Origin of the sequence: Achromobacter sp. Marseille-Q0513, assembly GCF_018195695.1 — a bacterium.
Classification (GTDB): domain Bacteria; phylum Pseudomonadota; class Gammaproteobacteria; order Burkholderiales; family Burkholderiaceae_B; genus Achromobacter.
In genome coordinates this window covers 19,817-37,615 of record NZ_JAGTJY010000011.1, presented here as the reverse complement: position 1 = coordinate 37,615, position 17,799 = coordinate 19,817, and the positions used below count along the sequence as shown (strand labels likewise).

Annotated in this window: 18 protein-coding genes; 3 read left to right on the top strand and 15 right to left on the bottom strand. The window is 68.1% G+C overall.

Annotated features, from left to right (window positions below; translation table 11 throughout):
- Positions 1 to 124: 124 nt before the first annotated feature.
- Positions 125 to 688: a hypothetical protein gene (locus KDH83_RS04520; protein WP_212313069.1), complete on the bottom strand. Its 564-nt coding sequence runs from the start codon at positions 686 to 688 to the stop codon at positions 125 to 127.
- Positions 689 to 1,087: 399 nt separating this feature from the next.
- Here KDH83_RS04520 and KDH83_RS04515 point away from each other — a divergent pair, with 399 nt between their 5' ends.
- Positions 1,088 to 1,684 (top strand): hypothetical protein, encoded by a 597-nt coding sequence (locus KDH83_RS04515; RefSeq protein ID WP_212313068.1) that lies wholly within the window; start codon positions 1,088 to 1,090, stop codon positions 1,682 to 1,684.
- Between the two features lie 22 nt (positions 1,685 to 1,706).
- On the opposite strand, the gene KDH83_RS04510 is transcribed toward KDH83_RS04515, so the two are convergent.
- From KDH83_RS04510 to KDH83_RS04480, 7 genes are all read right to left on the bottom strand, one after another.
- Entirely contained in the window at positions 1,707 to 3,935 is a 2,229-nt protein-coding gene (locus tag KDH83_RS04510) for a TonB-dependent receptor (protein WP_212313067.1), read from the bottom strand.
- A gap of 381 nt (positions 3,936 to 4,316) precedes the next feature.
- The gene (locus tag KDH83_RS04505; RefSeq protein WP_212313066.1) at positions 4,317 to 5,366 is read right to left on the bottom strand and encodes an L-threonylcarbamoyladenylate synthase; all 1,050 of its coding nucleotides are present in this window, start codon (positions 5,364 to 5,366) and stop codon (positions 4,317 to 4,319) included.
- 9 nt (positions 5,367 to 5,375) lie between these two features.
- Positions 5,376 to 6,566 (bottom strand): 5-(carboxyamino)imidazole ribonucleotide synthase, encoded by a 1,191-nt coding sequence (locus tag KDH83_RS04500; protein WP_212313064.1) that lies wholly within the window; start codon positions 6,564 to 6,566, stop codon positions 5,376 to 5,378.
- A gap of 5 nt (positions 6,567 to 6,571) precedes the next feature.
- Positions 6,572 to 7,093: a 5-(carboxyamino)imidazole ribonucleotide mutase gene (gene purE, locus KDH83_RS04495; protein ID WP_212313062.1), complete on the bottom strand. Its 522-nt coding sequence runs from the start codon at positions 7,091 to 7,093 to the stop codon at positions 6,572 to 6,574.
- A gap of 81 nt (positions 7,094 to 7,174) precedes the next feature.
- Positions 7,175 to 7,747 (bottom strand): disulfide bond formation protein B, encoded by a 573-nt coding sequence (locus tag KDH83_RS04490; protein WP_212313060.1) that lies wholly within the window; start codon positions 7,745 to 7,747, stop codon positions 7,175 to 7,177.
- A 10-nt stretch (positions 7,748 to 7,757) separates the two neighbouring features.
- Entirely contained in the window at positions 7,758 to 7,916 is a 159-nt protein-coding gene (locus KDH83_RS04485; RefSeq protein ID WP_212313058.1) for a DUF5993 family protein, read from the bottom strand.
- Positions 7,917 to 8,285: 369 nt separating this feature from the next.
- Positions 8,286 to 9,167 (bottom strand): phosphoribosylaminoimidazolesuccinocarboxamide synthase, encoded by an 882-nt coding sequence (locus KDH83_RS04480; RefSeq protein ID WP_103275802.1) that lies wholly within the window; start codon positions 9,165 to 9,167, stop codon positions 8,286 to 8,288.
- Between the two features lie 310 nt (positions 9,168 to 9,477).
- Here KDH83_RS04480 and KDH83_RS04475 point away from each other — a divergent pair, with 310 nt between their 5' ends.
- Positions 9,478 to 9,936, top strand: coding sequence for a GFA family protein (locus tag KDH83_RS04475; RefSeq protein WP_212313056.1), 459 nt, complete (start codon positions 9,478 to 9,480; stop codon positions 9,934 to 9,936).
- Between the two features lie 113 nt (positions 9,937 to 10,049).
- On the opposite strand, the gene fba is transcribed toward KDH83_RS04475, so the two are convergent.
- The gene (gene fba, locus KDH83_RS04470) at positions 10,050 to 11,114 is read right to left on the bottom strand and encodes a class II fructose-bisphosphate aldolase (RefSeq protein WP_212313054.1); all 1,065 of its coding nucleotides are present in this window, start codon (positions 11,112 to 11,114) and stop codon (positions 10,050 to 10,052) included.
- A 221-nt stretch (positions 11,115 to 11,335) separates the two neighbouring features.
- A complete protein-coding gene (locus KDH83_RS04465) occupies positions 11,336 to 12,235 on the bottom strand; it encodes an SMP-30/gluconolactonase/LRE family protein (RefSeq protein ID WP_212313052.1) in 900 nt (299 codons plus the stop codon).
- 329 nt (positions 12,236 to 12,564) lie between these two features.
- Between KDH83_RS04465 and KDH83_RS04460 the strand changes: the two genes are divergently transcribed.
- A complete protein-coding gene (locus tag KDH83_RS04460; RefSeq protein ID WP_212313050.1) occupies positions 12,565 to 13,875 on the top strand; it encodes a dicarboxylate/amino acid:cation symporter in 1,311 nt (436 codons plus the stop codon).
- 69 nt (positions 13,876 to 13,944) lie between these two features.
- On the opposite strand, the gene KDH83_RS04455 is transcribed toward KDH83_RS04460, so the two are convergent.
- The 5 genes from KDH83_RS04455 to phnK all read right to left on the bottom strand — a co-directional run bounded on the left by KDH83_RS04455 (position 13,945) and on the right by phnK (position 17,781).
- Entirely contained in the window at positions 13,945 to 14,379 is a 435-nt protein-coding gene (locus KDH83_RS04455; RefSeq protein ID WP_212313048.1) for a hypothetical protein, read from the bottom strand.
- A gap of 134 nt (positions 14,380 to 14,513) precedes the next feature.
- Positions 14,514 to 15,062, bottom strand: coding sequence for an MOSC domain-containing protein (locus tag KDH83_RS04450; protein WP_212313046.1), 549 nt, complete (start codon positions 15,060 to 15,062; stop codon positions 14,514 to 14,516).
- Positions 15,063 to 15,079: 17 nt separating this feature from the next.
- Complete coding sequence (locus tag KDH83_RS04445; protein WP_212313108.1) at positions 15,080 to 16,267, bottom strand: alpha-D-ribose 1-methylphosphonate 5-triphosphate diphosphatase; 1,188 nt, start codon at positions 16,265 to 16,267, stop codon at positions 15,080 to 15,082.
- On the bottom strand, positions 16,267 to 17,001 hold the full coding sequence (phnL, locus tag KDH83_RS04440) for a phosphonate C-P lyase system protein PhnL (protein WP_212313044.1): 735 nt from the start codon (positions 16,999 to 17,001) through the stop codon (positions 16,267 to 16,269). Before phnL ends, KDH83_RS04445 begins: the two co-directional genes overlap by 1 nt.
- 3 nt (positions 17,002 to 17,004) lie before the next feature.
- Positions 17,005 to 17,781, bottom strand: a complete 777-nt coding sequence (phnK, locus tag KDH83_RS04435) for a phosphonate C-P lyase system protein PhnK (protein ID WP_212313106.1) — start codon at positions 17,779 to 17,781, stop codon at positions 17,005 to 17,007.
- Between the last annotated feature and the right edge of the window lie 18 nt (positions 17,782 to 17,799).

Below are 17,799 nucleotides of genomic sequence, written 5' to 3'. Positions count from 1 at the left end.
GGGCCTGGACCAAGCGAAAAGGCCCTGGAGCAATCCAGGGCCTTTTTTCATCTTGCGCGTCGCACGTCCCGCTGGCGGCCTGTCCGCTGCGCCGCGTGGCGCGATGGACAGTGGCCCGGCAGGCTTAGTAGTAGACGTCCACGTAGTCGGTCAGGCCGCCGCAGGCTTCCATCTTCTGCATGCGCCAGTACTTGCGCTTGCCCGTCGCGCGGAATTCGTAGTCGCCCGTGCGCTCGCAGCGGCGGCCCTTGTCCGGCGCGTCCAGGATCAGGATGGTGCCGCGCAGGACGAAGCGGTCGCTGCCGATGGACACGACCTCGCCCTTGATCTTCAGCGTGCCTTCGAAATTGGACTGCGTCCCTTCCAGGCGCACCACACCGTTCTCGTCCTTGGCGGTCAAATGGCCGCGCGAGGCCGACCAGAGCCATTGCAGCGTGATGCCGCTGTTGCCCAGCAGCCGCTCATACGCGGCCTGGTCCTTGACGTCGGTCTTCTGTACCGGCGCCAGGGCGCCGGCGCTGGCGGACTGTTCGGCGCGGGCGGCGGCGGCGGGCGCGGGCGCCGGCAGCGTCGCGGGGGGCTGGATCGCCGCGGGTTGGGCCGGCTGGTGTCCATGAGCCGATTGCGCGGCGCTGATGCCCGGCACGGCGACGAAGGCCAGGGCCGCGCTCAACGCCAGGGCGAGCATGCCCGGAGCCCATGTTTTCCGGAGAGAGACAGCCAGGGCGCGATCAACGTTCGTGTGCATGGTGTTCGACGAGTAGGAAGGGTGGGACCAAACGGCCCAAGCGCTTGCGCTCGGGCGCATAAATTAACACGTGTATCTGGCCCCGATAACATCGGACGCCGACGTCGTGTGTCCATCTGTTAGAGCGAGCCGGGTCGCCGCGCCCGACGCGAGCTTGTCGCCGAGGATCCGGCCGCAATCGTGCGCTGTCTGATGAGAAATGACAGTCCGAGCGATCTTTTTCACGATTTTTCACCGAGCCGGCGCATTTAAGACGAAACGTTTTTATACAATCCGGGCACACATTGACACAGATAGCCCGCCGGGACGCCGGCGGAGCGCCTGGAGGAACCCCCGCCAATGACCCGGCTCCTGATGCCGCCCCTGCTGCTGGCGCTCGCCGGCTGCGCCACCGCGCCGCCCTCGAACCCCGACAACATCTGCGCCATCTTCCGGGAAAAACCGGACTGGCACGACGCCGCCCTCAAGGTGCAGAAGAAATGGGGCGCGCCGGTCCCGATTCCCATGGCCATGATGTACCAGGAGTCCTCCTTCAAGCAGGACGCGGTGCCGCCGCGCTATTACTTCCTGGGCCTCATTCCCTGGGGCCGCGTCAGTTCCGCCTACGGCTACGCCCAGGTCAAGGACGAGACCTGGGACGACTACAAGAAGGACGCCGGGGGTTGGGGCTCCAGCCGCGACAACTTCGCCGACGCGATCGATTTCATGGGCTGGTACATGCACAAGACGCAGCGCCTGAACGGCGTGGCCAAGTCCGATGCCTACGGCCAGTACCTGAACTATCACGAAGGCTGGACCGGCTACCGCAACCGCAGCTACGACCGCAAGGCCTGGCTCAAGACCGTGTCCCAGAAAGTCAGGGCGCGCGCCGAGCGTTACACCGCGCAGTACAAGAGCTGCGAACAGGACCTGACGCGCGGCGGCTGGTTCTGGTAGGCCCGCCGCCGCGCATGCGGCCTTAGAAGTCCATGCTGGCGCTCAGCATGAAGGTGCGCGGGCCGCCCAGCACCAGATAGCCGTTGCCGGGATAACCGCCCACCGAGGACCAGTAGTTGCGGTTGGCGATGTTCTCGACGCGGGCGCGCAGCGTCACCACGTGGCCGTCCACGTCCATCATGTAGCGCAGGCCCGCGTCCAGGCGGGTCCAGCCGGGCACCTTGAGCGTGTTGGCATCGTCCGCGTAGGACGCGCCGGTGTACACCACCCGGCCATCCAGCGTCAGGCCCTGCACGCCGGGGATGTCCCATTCCGCGCCCAGGTTGGCCTGGAAGCGCGGCACGCCGATGACGCGGTTGCCGTCGATGGCGGCGTTGCCGGTGGCGCGCTGCTTGGCATCCAGCCAGGTCAACCCGCCCAGCACGCGCACGCTCTTGCTCGCCTCGCCGAAGACAGTCAGTTCGACGCCCTGGTGGCGGTCCTTGCCGGACGCCGTGAAGTTGTTGTTGGCGTCATACGCGGCGCGCGGCTTGTCGGTCGAGAACAGCGCCAGGCCGGCGCCCAGGCCATCGCCGTCGTACTTGACGCCGATTTCCTTCTGCTTGGAGACATAGGGCGACAGACTGGTGCCCACGTTGGGCACCGGCTTGCCATTGGCATTGGCCGGCGCGGTGTCGCCCGCGACCAGCGCCTCGATGTAGTTGGCATACAGCGAGACGCTGGGCGCCACCTTCACCACCAAGCCAGCCGCGGGGGAATTGCGGCTGTCGTCATAGGCGCCGTTTTCCTTGCCCGTGTTGTATGCATAGCTGCGCGAGGACAGCCGCTGATGGCGCAGGCCCAGCGTCAGCATCACCTTGTCGTCCAGGAAGGACATGGTGTCGCCGATGGCGTAGCTGCTGGTGCGCGTGCGGCCCTGCAAGGCGGGATTGTCGAGGTCGTTGCCGCGCAGCGCGCCGGCGCTGAAGGCCGGCTTGCCGTAGGAGACCGGATCGTAGATGTTGGTCGGGAACGTGTTGGCGTAGTCCATCACGTAGGCGTTCTTTTTCTTCAGGTCGAAGAAGGACGCCGAGACGACGAATTCATGGCCGACCGGACCGGTGCGGACCTTGGCGCGCAGGCCCAGTTCGCCGGTGTTGACGCTGTCCTCGCGCGTATTGTCGAAGCGGTAGAAATTGCCGGCGCCGGTGCGCGCGTCGGTCAGCGTGACGTTGCCCAGCGAATTGGCCTCGTCGCTGCGGCGCATGCCGAAGGCGGCCCAGCCGGTCAGCTTGTCGCTGAAGTCATGCTCGGCGCGCAGCGTACCGAACACATCACGCTCGTTGGAGTACGACCAGGGCTGGGCGTAGTTGGAGCTGGCGTCGGGCGGCGCGGGCACGTGATCCTTCAGGCCCGGCGCGAAGCTGACGTTCGGGCGGGCGCGCTTGAGCTTGTTCTCCTGCCAGCCCACGTCGGCCGACAGGCGCGTATCGGCCGAGCGCCAATCCAGGCCCAGCGACACCAGGCTGGTGCGCGAGTGCTCGTCGTCGATGGCGGTGTCGCCGCTGCGCTGCGCCACGTTCAGGCGCACGCCGGTGCTGTCGCCCGGACCAAAGCGGCGCGCGATGTCGGTGGAAATCTGATACTGGCCGCCGCTGGAGATGCCGGTGGTCAGGCGAGTCAGCGGCTCGTTGGGCGCGCGCTTGGGCACCAGGTTGATCACGCCGCCGATGCCGCCGCCATTGGGCACGGCGCCGGTCAGGAAGGTGGACGCGCCGCGCAGCACCTCCACCCGCTCGAACAGCTCGGTGGCGATGTACTGGCGCGGCAGCAGGCTGTACAGGCCGTTGTAGGCCACGTCGTCCGAGCCGAGGATGAAGCCGCGGATGAAATACGACTCCTGGAAATTGCCGAAACCGCGCGCCACGCGCACGCCGGGATCGTTCTGCAGCACGTCGCCGACGCTGCGCGCCTGCTTGTCCTGGATCAGCTCATTCGTATAGCTGGTGATGCTGAACGGCGTGTCCATCAGGTCGCGCGTGCCCAGCAGGCCGACACGGCCGCCGCGCGCCACCTGCCCGCCGGCATAGGGCTCGGCCAGGCCGCCGGCCGAGGCGTCGGCGCTGGCCTCGACCTTGATGGCGTCCATGGATACCGTGGGCGCCGTGGCTTGGGATGGCGTTGCGGACGGGGTTGCGGAAGGAGACAGGGACTGCGCATGGGCCAGGCACGGCAGGGCCGCGGCCACGCAGGCAAGAGTACGGATTTTCATGTCGGGATGTGGGCGGGAATGGACGTCCGCAAGGCGGAACAAGGAAACACTGAATCCCGATGGGGCCACGCGCGGTTCGGCTTATGCGACCGGTACTGCCGCAGGGTGGCTTGCGCCAGCCCTGACTAGCCCGTTTACCAAAGGGGGCTGGGAATCTTGCGGGACAAATGATAACAAATAACAATCATTATCATTACGTCCCTTAATTGAAATTCCAGCCTGCGTCGTCCCGTGGCAACAGCGACGCCCGCTCAAGAAGATGCGATGAAGTGTCCTTGTGTCCGGCCAGACCGGAAGCCGGGCCGGCAAATGCCGCCAGCGGCCCATGGCTGGCGCAGTCCCGCTCCGGACGCATGCCGGCAAGACGGGACTGTCCGGGAACTACAGGTCGGTGGTATCGAGCGTGAAGGCGGCGGCGGCGCGGCCGATGCGGTCGTTGACCGCATGCCATGCGTCATTGGCGGGCGGCGCCTGCACGACGATGCGGGCATAGCCCTGGGCGTCCAGCTCGCGCAGCAGCGCGTACAGCGCCTGCGCGTAGCGCGCCGGATCGGACGGCACCTGGCGCCATTGCACGCGGGCATCGGCCGAGGCCGGCGCGGGGTCGAACGACACCAGCGCCACCTGGCCCGAGGGCAGGCCGACGCCTCGCAGAACGTCGGCCACGCGCGCGTCGCCGGCCAGTTCCAGCTCGGTGCGCGGCGCGTAATGCGCCTTGAGCGTGCCCGAGGCGCGCGGCGCGGCTGCGTCAGGCGCGAACACCTGCGCGCCCAGCACCGCCTCGATCTGCGCGGCGCTGACGTGGCCGGGACGCAGCAGCACGGGACCAGCGCCCTGGTCCAGCCGCGACAGGTCCAGGATGGTGGATTCGATGCCCACTTCGGACGCCCCGCCTTCCAGCACCGGCATGCCGGCCGCGACCTCGTCGGGGAATTCCGCGCGTACGTGCTCGGCCAGCGTCGGCGAGACCTGCCCGAACTTGTTGGCCGACGGCGCGGCCACCCCGCCCTGCCCGTTCGGCTTGCCGGCGGCGAAAGCCGCCAGCAAGGCCTGGGCCACGGGATGCGAGGGGCAGCGCAGGCCGATGCTGTCCTGCCCGCCGCTCACGGTGTCCGCGATGTGCGGCGCGCGCTTGAGGATCAGCGTCAGCGGACCCGGCCAGAACGCATCCATCAGCAGCCGCGCCTCGGCCGGCACCTGCGCGGCCCAGTACGAAACATCGGCGCCGGGCGCGATGTGCACGATCACCGGATGATTGGACGGTCGGCCCTTGGCAGCGTAGATCTTGGCCACGGCCTGTGGATTCTCGGCGTCCGCCCCCAAGCCGTAGACGGTTTCGGTCGGAAAGGCCGCCAGCTCGCCGGCCAGCAGCAGGCCGGCGGCGCGGGCGATTTCCTCGGGCGTGGCGGAACAGGACGACGGGATCGACATGGACGCGCCCTACTCCGGCGCCTGCATGCCCAGCGCCGCGGCAACGCGGGCGGCATCGGCCTGCGCCTGCGCCAGCGTCGGCGCGACGATGGTGACATGGCCCATCTTGCGGCCACGGCGCGCTTCGCGCTTGCCGTACAGATGCAGCTTGGCGGTGGGCGTGGACAGCGCGCCAGCCCAGTCGGGCTCGCGCTGCGCGTCCGTATCGGCCGACTCGTACCAGATGTCGCCCAGGATGTTCAGCATGACCGCCGGCGCCAGCAGATCGGTGCCGCCCAGCGGCAGTCCGGCCATGGCGCGCGCCTGCTGCTCGAACTGGCTGGTCAGGCAGGCGTCCATGGTGTAGTGGCCGCTGTTGTGCGGACGCGGCGCGATTTCATTGACGATCAGGCTGCCATCCTTGAGGACGAAGAATTCCACGCACAGCACGCCGTGGTAGCCCAGGCCCTGCGCGATGGCCTGCGCCGCCGCCGTGGCGCGGGCCTGCCGTTCGGCATGGGCCGCGTCCTGGCCGGCGGCCGACGCGGTGGACACCGCCAGGATGCCGTCGCGGTGCACGTTGCGCGCCACCGGGAACACCACGCTGGCGCCGTCGAAGCCGCGCGCCAGCACCACGGAGATCTCGTAGTCCAGCGGCATCAGCGCTTCCAGCACGCAGGGCACGCCGCCGAATTCGGCGTAGGCGGCCAGCGCTTCCTCGCGCGTGGCGATGCGGGCCTGGCCCTTGCCGTCGTAGCCCATGCGGGCGACCTTGAGGATGCCCGGGAACAGGCTATCCGGCGCGGCGCGCAGGTCGGCCTCGCCGCGGATCGCGGCATGCGGCGCGACGGGGATGCCCTGCGCGGCGATGAAGGTTTTTTCCGCGATGCGGTCCTGCACCACGGCCACGGCATCGGCGGCCGGGCTGACGCGGCAACGCGCGGCCAGCGCGCGCAGGCTGTCGGCGGGCACGTTCTCGAATTCGGTGGTGACGGCGCGGCATTGCTGCGCCAGGCGCGCAAGGCCAGCCTCGTCGTCATAGGCCGCGCGGATGTGCAGGTCGGCGACCATGCCGGCCGGACATTCCTCGGCCGGATCGAGCACGGCAACCTTGTAGCCCAGGCTCTGGGCGGCATGACAGAACATGCGGCCCAGCTGGCCGCCGCCCAGCAGGCCGAGCCAGCCGCCGGGAGCGATGGAGAAAGCAGTCGATTGAGTCATGCGGATCAAGCCTCGGGCGGAACCTTCATGTCGCGCGCGGCCTGCGTCTGGCGCGCGCGGAACGCCACCAGCTTCTGGTGCAGGCCGGCATCGGTGCCCGCCAGCGTGGCGATCACATGCAGGGCGGCGTTGGCGGCGCCGGCTTCGCCGATGGCGAAGGTGGCCACCGGCACGCCCTTGGGCATCTGCACGATGGACAGCAGCGAATCTTCGCCGCGCAGGTACTTGGACGGCACCGGCACGCCGAACACCGGCACTTCGGTCAGGGCCGCCATCATGCCCGGCAGGTGCGCGGCGCCGCCGGCGCCGGCGATGATGCCGCGCAGGCCGCGCGCGTGCGCCGCGGCGCCGTACTCGGCCATGTCCTGCGGCATGCGGTGCGCGGAGATGACCTGCGCTTCGTACGGCACGCCGAAGTCTTCAAGCATGGCGACCGCGTGTTTCATGACCTCCCAATCGCTGGAAGAACCCATAATCACGCCCACCACGGGGGTGGCCTGCGCCGCTGCGGAAGTCTTGGCTGTCATGACCGATGTCGAGTGAAAAATAGTTGGGGAACCGCGGCGCGCGCCGCGAAACCCGGTATTTTACCCGGCGCCGGACGCCCCCTACCGCAGCCTCGGCGAATCCAGCCAGAGATAGCCCGTCGGATTGTCCGGGCAGGGCCCGAAACCGCATTCCAGCGTCGTGCCGCCCAGGTTGACCAGCACGATGACGAAAAACAGGGCCATGACGACCCAGCCCGCCAGCGGCACCTGCTTCTTGAGCATGCTGTCGCCCCATTTGCGGTCAGCCGACAGCATCAGCACGCAGAAGGCGATGAGCGCGACGAAGGCGATGAACGACCAGGTATAGAAATGCAGGCCGAGCAGCGTCGTGCCGTAGCCGGGATCGCCGGGCGCGATGTGCAACAGCACCTGCCGCCCCGAGGCCAGCATGCCGCCCAGCGCGGCGGCGATGACCATCGCATAGTGCATGGGCGACGGCCCCAGCCGCAGGTTCAGCAACAAGCCCACGCCGGCCAGCATGAAGGCGACGCGCTGCAGCAGGCATAGCGGGCATGGCGGCTCGTCGTGGACGATCTGCCAGACGAAGGCCAGGATCAGCACGGCCGTGACGCCCAGCAGGGCCAGGCCATTCAGGAAGCGCGAGCCGCGCGCGGGGTTCGGAGAGAAGATCATCGCCCCGCTCCTATAGCGACAACGCCAGCGGGCTGGTCATGTGGTACTGGCACCAGGCGGCGAAGATCCCCAGGGTGACGATCCAGAAGGCAACCGCGGGGCGGCGCTTTCCCAGCATGCCGAACCACACAGCGACCAGTCCGGTCAGGAAAGGCAACATCATTACCATGCGCAGCTCCTTTCTTGTTTCCGGCGGGCGGCGAGGCCCTGCTGCGGCGGCTGCGGGCCGCATCCGGTTGATGGCGAAAGAACTCCCGCGCGCGGCCTCGGCCCGGCGTCGGGAAGGAATGCGCTGGCGAGTATAGCGTCACATTAAGAAATAATTAGACGGAAAAATGCGGATTTTCCGGTTTTTATTGATCAATGAAGACGCGGCCGCGGGCAGGAGCATGCGGCGCAAACCATGGGGCGGCGCCGGCAATCTCGGACTTGTCCGATCCTGCGCCATCGCCTTTGCCCGACGGACTCCAGAAAAAAACCCCTCGCAGCGCGTTCCGCTGCGAGGGGTTCGGGTCGTGCCCGCGCCGGCGACCGGCGGTCAGGCCATCAGGCGGTCCAGCGCCTCGCGGTACTTGGCGGCGGTCTTTTCCAGCACGTCCTGCGGCAGGCGCGGGGCGGGCGGCGTCTTGTCCCAGGTCTGGGTCTCGAGCCAGTCGCGCACGAACTGCTTGTCGAACGACGGCGGGCTGATGCCCACGCGGTAGCCGTCGGCCGGCCAGAAGCGCGAGGAATCGGGCGTCAGCACTTCGTCCATCAGGTAGAGCGTGCCGTCGTCGTCCAGGCCGAATTCGAACTTGGTGTCGGCGATGATGATGCCCTTGGTCGCGGCAAAGCGCGCGGCCTCGGTGTACAGCTTGAGCGTCACGTCGCGGATGCGCTCGGCCATTTCCTGGCCGACTTCCTTGACCACGTGGGCGAAGTCCACGTTTTCATCGTGCATGCCGAACTCCGCCTTGGCGGCCGGCGTGAAGATCGGCTCGGGCAGCTGGCTGGCCTGCTGCAGGCCGGCGGGCAGCTTGATGCCGCAGACCGAACCGGTGGCCTGGTAGTCCTTCCAGCCCGAACCGATCAGGTAGCCGCGCGCGACGGCCTCGACCAGGATGGGCTTGAGGCGCTTGACCACCACGGCGCGGCCGCGCACCTGGTCGACCTCGTCGGCCGCGACCACGTCTTCCGGTTTCACGCCGGTGGAGTGGTTGGGCAGGATGTGGGCGAGCTTCTGCAGCCAGAACTCGGTCAGTTCGGTCAGCACCTGGCCCTTGCCGGGGATGGGATCGTCAAGGATCACGTCGAAGGCGGAGATGCGGTCCGATGCGACGATCAGCAACTTGTCGTCGCCCACCGCGTACATGTCGCGCACCTTGCCGCGCCCCAGCAGCGGCAAGGACTTGATGCTGGATTGATGCAAAGCAGAAGTCACGGGAATGGCCTATGGCAAAAATGAAGATTCCCGCCTCGGGCCGAGCGCCAGGGCGGGAACAAGACGAAACCGGGAATCCGCGGGGCGAGGCGGGCGCCGGAAGCGCGGATCCTGCAAAGGGCATAGATTACTGCAAATAGCCCCGCCTTGCCGCGCGCGCGGGGCCGGGTTAGCCTCTGTTCCGGCCGCCGGGTCCGGCGGCCGGCACCACACATTCGCGCCGACCGCCCGGACGTTTCCTGCCCAGACCGGCACCCAGGATCAGGCCAGGGCGCAACGGCGCATCCCCATTGCCCGGAGACAGAGTCGTATGCAGGATGCTTTCCAAAAACGCACCTCGAAGACTGACGCGCAGGTGCATTTCACCGGCGGCTGCCAATGCGGCGCCATACGCTACGCGGTAACCGACGAGCCGATCACGGCCGCCACCTGTCATTGCCGCGACTGCCAGTATTCCAGCGGCGGCGCGCCGGCCCATGCGCTGCTGTTCCCGGCAGGGTCCGTCACGCTGCTGCGCGGCGCGGCCAAGGAGCACCGCTATCGCGGCGGCTCGGGCCGCACCGTCATGCGCAGCTTCTGTCCGGACTGTGGCACGCCGCTATTCGGCGGCACCGAAGGCGCCAACTACGACGTGGTCCGCGCCGGCTCGCTGGACGACCCGGAAGCCTTCCGCGCGCGGGTCAGCCTGTGGACCGACTCGGCGCCATCCTGGCACCACGTCGATGCCGACGCGCCCAGTTTTCCAGGCAATGCGCCACCGATAGCCTGAGGCCGACGCGCTATGCGGCGGCAGAACAGCAAAAAGGGCGAGTCCTGCAGGACTCGCCCTTTTCTTCATGCCACATCAGGACTGCCATGGAGCGCAGTCCATCTTTGCATGGCTTACTGCACCACTTGCGCCAGCTTGCCCGAGGCGTACTGGGCGGCGATCTCGGTCAGCGGCAGGGCCTTGATCTTGCTGGCGTTGCCGGCGGTGCCGAACTCGGTGTAGCGGGCGACACAGATCGCCTTGGCGGCGGCGCGCGCCGGCTTCAGGTATTCGCGCGGGTCGAACTTGCCGGGGTTCTCGGCGAAGAAGCGACGGACGGCGCCGGTCATGGCCAGGCGGATGTCGGTGTCGATGTTGATCTTGCGCACGCCGAACTTGATGGCTTCCTGGATTTCCTCGACGGGCACGCCGTAGGTTTCCTTCATGTCGCCGCCGAATTCGCGGATCTCGGCCAGCAGTTCCTGCGGCACGCTGGAGCTGCCGTGCATCACCAGGTGGGTGTTGGGCAGGCGGGCGTGGATTTCCTTGATGCGGGCGATCGACAGGATGTCGCCGGTGGGCTTGCGCGTGAACTTGTAGGCGCCGTGGCTGGTGCCGATGGCGATGGCCAGGGCGTCCAGCTGGGTCTTGCGCACGAAGTCGGCGGCCTGCTCGGGATCGGTCAGCAGCTGGTCCATGGTCAGCTTGCCGTCGGCGCCGTGGCCGTCTTCCTTGTCGCCCTGCATGGTTTCCAGCGAGCCCAGGCAGCCCAGTTCGCCTTCGACCGTCACGCCCAGCTTGTGGGCGATGTCCACGACCTTGCGGGTCACGTCGACGTTGTAGTCGTAGTCGGCGATGGTCTTGCCGTCTTCCTTCAGCGAGCCGTCCATCATCACGCTGGAGAAGCCCAGGTTGATGGCGCCCTGGCAGATGGCCGGCGACTGGCCGTGATCCTGGTGCATGACCACGGGGATATGGGGGTAGGACTCCACGGCGGCCTGGATCAGGTACTTCAGGAAGCCTTCGCCCGCGTATTTGCGCGCGCCGGCCGAGGCCTGCATGATCACCGGGCTGTCGGTCTCCGCCGCGGCTTCCATGATGGCCTGGACCTGTTCCAGGTTGTTGACGTTGAAAGCCGGGATGCCATAGCCATGCTCGGCGGCATGGTCGAGCAACTGGCGCATGGAGACTAGGGCCATGAGTGGTCCTCCTAAGGGTGCAGTTTATTGAGAGATGATTGAAACCTGCTGATAAGGAGGGATTTTACGGGGGATTCGCGGAAAGGTCTTGCAACCCTATGTCCACATGCTTCCGGACGAGGGCGGCGGCGCCGGGAACGGCGCAGGGAGAAGCCCTCGGGGAACGCCGGACGGCGGCCGGCCCGGGGCGGGGTGAGGCGGGCTCCCCCCCCCCCCGACGTTCAGGGCAGGCCCGCGGGCGGGCCGGCGCCCCGGGGGGCCCGGGTGCGGCCCTCGGGCGTGGCGCGCCGGGTGGCCCCGGTGAAAGCCCGCGGGGGCGCCATGAACAGCGTGCGGCCATCCGGCCCGCCCAGCGCCGCCGCGAAGATGCCCAGTTCGCCGGTGTCGATCTGCTCCAGGATGCGGCCGCCGCGCGCCACGCGCACGATGCGCTTGCCGATGGCGTCGGCCACCCACAGCGCGCCCTCGGCGTCCAGCGCGCCGCCATCCGGGCCGATGGCCGAGGCGGCGATCAGCGTGTGCAGGTCGTCCGAGGCCGGCAACGCGCCGAAGTCGGCCCAGTCGCGGCGCGGGCCCAGGCCGCCGTCGGCCAGGATGTCGAATTCCGAGATGCGATTGCCGAAGGTCTCGTTGACGATCAGGGTCTTGCCGTCCGGCGTGATGAAGGAGCCGTTGGGAAAGCACAGTCCATCGGCCACGACGCGGGCCGAGCCGTCTGGATCGACCCGGACGACACCGGTGGTGGCGACGGGCTCGCCCGCCATCAAATCGAAGCCGAAATTGCCCACATAGGCCCGCCCCAGGGCGTCGACCACCATGTCGTTGATCGGGCCGCCGGTCAGGACGCTCAGGTCGGCATGCACGACCAGCGTCCCGTCCGCCTCCCGGCGCAGCACCTTGCGGTCCTTCATGGAGGACACCAGCATGCGGCCGTCGGGCAGCCAGCCCAGGCCGGACGGCTGCTGCGGCACCTTGCAGATCTGCTCGATGCGCCCTTCGAGGTCGACGGCGATCACCTGCTCGGTATAGAAGTCGGACGCCCAAAGGCGTCCGTCGCGCCAGCGCAGGCCCTCCAGGTAGGTATAGCCGGAGGCCAGCACGGACAATTCGCGTTTCGGCATTGCTCTGTCTCCATTATTTTTGCGTGACTGCCGCCGGCGCGCCGGCGGACCGGGCCCTCTCCCGCCCCTTCCGGGGCGGGTACGGGGACAAATGATTTTGTCATGACTCAACCGTCCCCAACCTTACAACTAACTGTCAGCTACTCGGGGTTAACATCGCGCCCCGAGGGTTAACCCGCGCAGCCGCAGCAGGCCGCGCAGGGCCGTTTCCACCCGTGGAACCCGCCTGGCCCACCCTGGCATTCCATCATCAGACCGCTAGTCCCGCCCCGTGCCGGCGGCAGGCTCCACGCCAGGCGACCCGGTCCTCCGTTTTGCGTTTTACCGATATGAATACGAAAAAACTGACGCGCTACATCGGCCTGGCCATGGTGCTCGGCGTCTTGGTGGGATACCTCTGCAACAAGTACGCGCAGAACGCGCAGGAGGCCACGCGGATCGCCTCGTACTTCAGCCTGATCACCGACATCTTCCTGCGCATGATCAAGATGATCATCGCGCCCCTGGTGTTCGCCACCCTGGTCTCGGGCCTGGCCAGCATGAGCGACGCCAGCGCCGTCGGCCGCATCGGCCTGCGCGCCATGTTCTGGTTCATCACCGCCTCGGCCATCTCGCTGCTGCTAGGCCTGATGCTGGTGAACGTGTTCCAGCCCGGCGCCCACCTGAACCTGGCGCTGCCGGACACGAGCCTCACCTCCGGCCTGAAGACCGGCGACTTCACGCTCAAGACCTTCATCACCCACGTCTTCCCCAAGAGCATCGCCGAGGCGATGGCCAATAACGAGATCCTGCAGATCCTGGTGTTCTCGCTGTTCTTCGGCGCGGCGCTGTCGTTCATCCGCGGCAAGGGCCACAACACCATCTTCAACATGATCGACGAACTGGCCAAGATCATGTTCCGCGTCACCGACTATGTGATGCGCTTCGCGCCGCTGGGCGTGTTCGCCGCCATGGCCGCCGCCATCACGACCGAGGGCCTGGGCGTGCTGGTCAGCTACGGCAAGCTGATCGGCGAGTTCTACCTGGGCCTGGCGCTGCTGTGGGCCATCCTGTTCGCGGTCGGCTACCTGTTCCTGGGCAAGTCCACGTTCCGCCTGGGCGGCCTGATCAAGGAGCCCACCCTGCTGGCCTTCTCGACCGCCAGCAGCGAATCGGCCTATCCCAAGACCATCGAGGCGCTCTCGCGTTTCGGCGTGTCCAAGCGCATCTCGGGCTTCGTGCTGCCGCTGGGCTACTCGTTCAACCTGGACGGCTCGATGATGTACCAGTCCTTCGCGGTGCTGTTCATCGCGCAGGCCTACAACATCGAAATGAGCTTCTCGCAACAGCTGACGTTGCTGCTGGTGCTGATGGTGACCAGCAAGGGCATGGCCGGCGTGGCGCGCGCCTCGCTGGTGGTGGTGGCCGCCACGCTGCCGATGTTCCACCTGCCGGAAGCCGGCCTGCTGCTCATCATGGGCATCGACCAGTTCTTCGACATGGGCCGCACCGCCACCAACGTGGTGGGCAACAGCCTGGCCACCGCGGTGATCGCCAAGATGGAAGGCGGCGAGGACGATCCGACCACGGCCACGGCCGGGGAAGCCGCCGCGCCGGATGCGCAGGAAGCGCCGGCGAAACCGGCCTCTCAGAGCGTGTAAGACAAAAAACGGGCCGAATGGCCCGTTTTTCTTGTACCGCCGTTCCGCCGCGCGGTTCAGTCGCGCAGTTCAGTCATTGACGGAACAGGCCACCGGCTCGCCGTCCTCGAACTCCACGTCGTAGGTATGGACCGGGTCCCAGGGCAGCGTGAACCAAAGTTCGTAGCCCTCGCCGTCCTCGTCGAACAGCCAAAGCGCGCGCAGCACCGCCTTGCCGGCCATGGCCTCGGCGGTTTCCTCGGCCAGCAGCTGGTCGTCTTCGTAGCCGTGCTTCTTGCACTGCTCGTAGGAATAGTGGTCGAGCAGGAATTCGGACGCGGCCAGGATGTGGTCGTCCAGCTTGTCGATGATGCTCTTGACCGCCTTGGACGCGCCGCTGCCCGGCTCTTCGCCGTCGGTCTGGATCATGACGTGGATGGGCGGACGTCCGGCGCCGGCCGGCACCAGCTCGGCCGCCCACAAATCGGGCTCTTCGGGATCCTGGGTGAAATTGAATCGCGCCATCGCGGGCTCCGTGTAAGGCTTGGGCATGCCAACATGCCATGCCCGCCATTTAAGCAGAACCGCGCCGCCGCGTCTGTGACCGAGGGCGACGTTTTTGCCTCGCGGCGCAACAGGACCGGACGACGCCGGCGCCGCTACACCCGTTCCAGCGCCCGGTGCGGCGGCGCGGGCAGCTCGACCAGGATGCGATCGCCGCCGGCCACCCGGCCGCCCGCCAGCACCACGCCCATGACGCCGGCCTTGCGGATCAGGCTGCCGTCGGGGTTGCGCCCCAGCACGGCGGCGGTCAGGCCCCGCTGATAGTCGTCCAGCTGCGAGCAGGGATTGCGCAGGCCCGTGATCTCGACGATCGCCTCGGGCCCGATGCGCAGCCGCGCGCCGCGCGGCAGGCCCAGCAGGTCGATGCCGCGCGTGGTGACGTTCTCGCCCATGACGCCCGGCCCGACCCGGAAGCCGGCGCCGGCCAACTCGTCCAGCAGCTCGCCGTGGATCAGATGCACCTGCCGCAGATTGGGTTGGGTGGGATCCGCCCGGACCCGGGAACGGTGCTTGACCGTGACGCCCATGTGCGCGTCGCCCTCCACGCCCAGCCCGGCCAGCAGCATGATGGCCGGCTGCAACGGCTTGCTGAAGCCATGCCCGGGACTGGCGGCCACGGCTTGCACAACGGCGTGTGGTGACATCGACGGCTCCTGCGGGATCAGGCGGCCACGGCCACGGCCGGCGCGTGCGCGCTGTCCGGATGATAGTGGGTCGAGAACACCAGCCGCCCGGCCGACCAGGTATGGCTGACCAGCGGCTGCTCGCCAACTCGCGCCACCGCGATCAGGTCCGCGCGCAAGCCCGGCGCGATGCGGCCACGATCATCCAGGCCGCAGGCGCGGGCCGGGTTGGCCGTCACCAGCGCGACGGCCTGCGGCAGGCTCAGGTCGGTCTGCGCCGCGACGGCATGGGCGGCGGCGATCATCGTGGACGGCTGATAGTCCGAACACAGGCAGCTGGCCACGCCCGCGCGGATCGCGTCGATGGCCCGCATCGAACCGCTCTGGCTCTGGCCGCGCAGCACATTGGGCGCGCCCAGGATGGTGGGCAACCCGCAAGACACGGCGGCGCGCGCCGTGTCCAGCGTGATGGGGAACTCGCTCATGGCCACGCCCAGGTTGCGCATGGTGGCGATGCGCTGGATGGAATCATCGTCGTGGCTGGCGGTGGGAATGCCCAGGGCATGCGCGTGCGCCAGCAGCGCCTCGACCCGCGCCACAGAGCCATCCAGCGCGCGCGTCTTGGCCCGCGCCGCCTCTTCGGCCTGCTCGCGGCTCATGGCGTGATTGCCCATCATGTATTGCAGATAGGATTCCAACGTCTTGAACTGGCCCTGCCCCGGCGAATGGTCCATCACCGACAGCAGGTCCACCGCGCCCTCGTCCATCAGCGCCCGCAGCACGTCCACCGCCGTGGGGTCGGTGACTTCGTAGCGGCAGTGGACGCGGTTGTCCACCAGGCTGTGGCGGCGGTGGGCGCGCAGCGCGCGCACCACCTCGGCGGCGGTCTGGTTGTTGCGCACGCCCCATTCGCTGTTGGCGAAGGACAGCGCGTGATAAGGCGTGGTGATGCCGGCGGCCGCGTTGCGGCGGTCGACCTGGGCCACGGCGAAATCCAGCGGAAACAGCACGCGCGAACGAGGCTCGGCCTCTTTTTCGATGGCGTCGCTGTGCAGGTCGATCAGGCCCGGCATCAGCGTCTGACCGCGCAGCGCGATCTCGCGGGCGGGCCGCGCGCCGGCCGGTTCGATCGCGGCGATGCGGCCGTCCTCGATCAGCACCGCGCTGTCTTCCAGCACGCGGTCTTCCAGCACCACGCGGGCGTGGGTGAGATAGGTGCCTTGCATCATTGCTCCAGTTCTTCCAGCGCGGCCAGGCTGGCCGCGGACGCCGGCTTCAGGGCCAGCGTGCGGGTGGCGACGGCGTCGCGCACCTCGGCATCGTGAAAAATCCCCAGCAGGCAGCGGCCCTCGGCCAGCGCCTCGCGGATCAGCGCGATCACCACGTTGCGATTATCCGCGTCCAGCGACGCCGTGGGTTCATCCAGCAGCAGGATGGGATGGCGGGCGATGAAGCCGCGCGCGATGTTCACCCGCTGCTGTTCCCCGCCGGAGAAGGTGGCCGGGGCCAGGCCCCACAAGCGCTGCGGCACGTTCAGTCGCGCCAGCATGGCGCCGGCGCGCTGGCGCGCCTCGTCCGCGTCCACGCCGGCCTGCCGCAGCGGCTCGGCCACCACGTCCAGCGCCGAGACGCGCGGGATCACGCGCAGGAACTGGCTGACATAGCCGATCACCTCGCGGCGCAACGCCAGGATGCGCTGTTCGGGCGCGCCGACCAGCTCCACCCATTCTTCGCCATTGCGCACGCGGATGCTGCCTTCGGTGGCCAGGTAATTGCCGTACAGGCAGCGCAGCAACGTGCTCTTGCCCGCGCCGGACGGACCGGCCAGCACCAGGCATTCGCCGGCGGACGCGGTGAAGTCAACGGCGTCCAGCACCGGCAGCCGGATGCCGCCCTGGTTGTGCAGGGTGAACATTTTTCCGAGGCCCCGCGCCTCGATCATGGGTATGGCGTTGGACATGAATCAGCTCTGCAGGATGGAAGACACCAGCAACTGGGTGTAGGGATGTTGCGGATCGTCGAGGATCTGGTCGGTCAGGCCGCTTTCGACCACCGCGCCGCCGCGCATCACCAGCGTGCGATGCGCCAGCAGCCGGGCCACCGCCAGATCATGCGTGACCACGATGGCGGCCAGGCCCAGGTCGTTGACCAGCTGGCGCAGCAGGTCCAGCAGGCGCGCTTGCACCGACACGTCCAGCGAGGCGGTGGGCTCGTCCATGAACACCAGCCGCGGATGCGTGACCAGGTTGCGCGCGATCTGCAGGCGCTGCTGCATGCCGCCAGAGAAAGAGGCCGGCGCGTCGTCCAGGCGGCCGACATCGATCTCCATCTTGGCGAGCCAGTTGCCGGCCACGCGGCGGAGGTCGCCGTAGTGCCGGTCGCCCACGGCCATCAGGCGCTCGGCGATGTTGGCGCCGGCGCTGACCTGCATGCGCAGGCCATCGCGGGCATGCTGGCGCACGAAGCCCCAGTCGGTGCGCGACAGCAGCCGCAGGCGGGCCTGCGACAGCGAGGATAGGTCGATCAGGCCCTGGTCGCGCGTGTCGTACCAGACGCTGCCCGAATCCAGCGGCGCCTGGCACGACACCGCCGACAGCAGCGTGCTCTTGCCCGAGCCGGACTCGCCCACCACGCACAGGACTTCGCCGGCGTGCAGATCGAAGCTGACGTCGCGGCAGCCATGCACCCCATCCCAGGTGCGCGTCATGTCGCGCACGGACAGCAGCGGCCGGGGGCTCACCGGATGCCCGTGGACGCC

Coding starts and splice junctions, on each gene's coding strand:
- KDH83_RS04520 (WP_212313069.1), bottom strand. CDS start 688: ATGCTCGCCCTGGCGTTGAGCGCGGCCCTGGCCTTCGTCGCCGTGCCG.
- KDH83_RS04515 (WP_212313068.1), top strand. CDS start 1,088: ATGACCCGGCTCCTGATGCCGCCCCTGCTGCTGGCGCTCGCCGGCTGC.
- KDH83_RS04510 (WP_212313067.1), bottom strand. CDS start 3,935: ATGAAAATCCGTACTCTTGCCTGCGTGGCCGCGGCCCTGCCGTGCCTG.
- KDH83_RS04505 (WP_212313066.1), bottom strand. CDS start 5,366: ATGTCGATCCCGTCGTCCTGTTCCGCCACGCCCGAGGAAATCGCCCGC.
- KDH83_RS04500 (WP_212313064.1), bottom strand. CDS start 6,566: ATGACTCAATCGACTGCTTTCTCCATCGCTCCCGGCGGCTGGCTCGGC.
- purE (WP_212313062.1), bottom strand. CDS start 7,093: ATGACAGCCAAGACTTCCGCAGCGGCGCAGGCCACCCCCGTGGTGGGC.
- KDH83_RS04490 (WP_212313060.1), bottom strand. CDS start 7,747: ATGATCTTCTCTCCGAACCCCGCGCGCGGCTCGCGCTTCCTGAATGGC.
- KDH83_RS04485 (WP_212313058.1), bottom strand. CDS start 7,916: ATGGTAATGATGTTGCCTTTCCTGACCGGACTGGTCGCTGTGTGGTTC.
- KDH83_RS04475 (WP_212313056.1), top strand. CDS start 9,478: ATGCAGGATGCTTTCCAAAAACGCACCTCGAAGACTGACGCGCAGGTG.
- fba (WP_212313054.1), bottom strand. CDS start 11,114: ATGGCCCTAGTCTCCATGCGCCAGTTGCTCGACCATGCCGCCGAGCAT.
- KDH83_RS04465 (WP_212313052.1), bottom strand. CDS start 12,235: ATGCCGAAACGCGAATTGTCCGTGCTGGCCTCCGGCTATACCTACCTG.
- KDH83_RS04460 (WP_212313050.1), top strand. CDS start 12,565: ATGAATACGAAAAAACTGACGCGCTACATCGGCCTGGCCATGGTGCTC.
- KDH83_RS04455 (WP_212313048.1), bottom strand. CDS start 14,379: ATGGCGCGATTCAATTTCACCCAGGATCCCGAAGAGCCCGATTTGTGG.
- KDH83_RS04450 (WP_212313046.1), bottom strand. CDS start 15,062: ATGTCACCACACGCCGTTGTGCAAGCCGTGGCCGCCAGTCCCGGGCAT.
- KDH83_RS04445 (WP_212313108.1), bottom strand. CDS start 16,267: ATGCAAGGCACCTATCTCACCCACGCCCGCGTGGTGCTGGAAGACCGC.
- phnL (WP_212313044.1), bottom strand. CDS start 17,001: ATGTCCAACGCCATACCCATGATCGAGGCGCGGGGCCTCGGAAAAATG.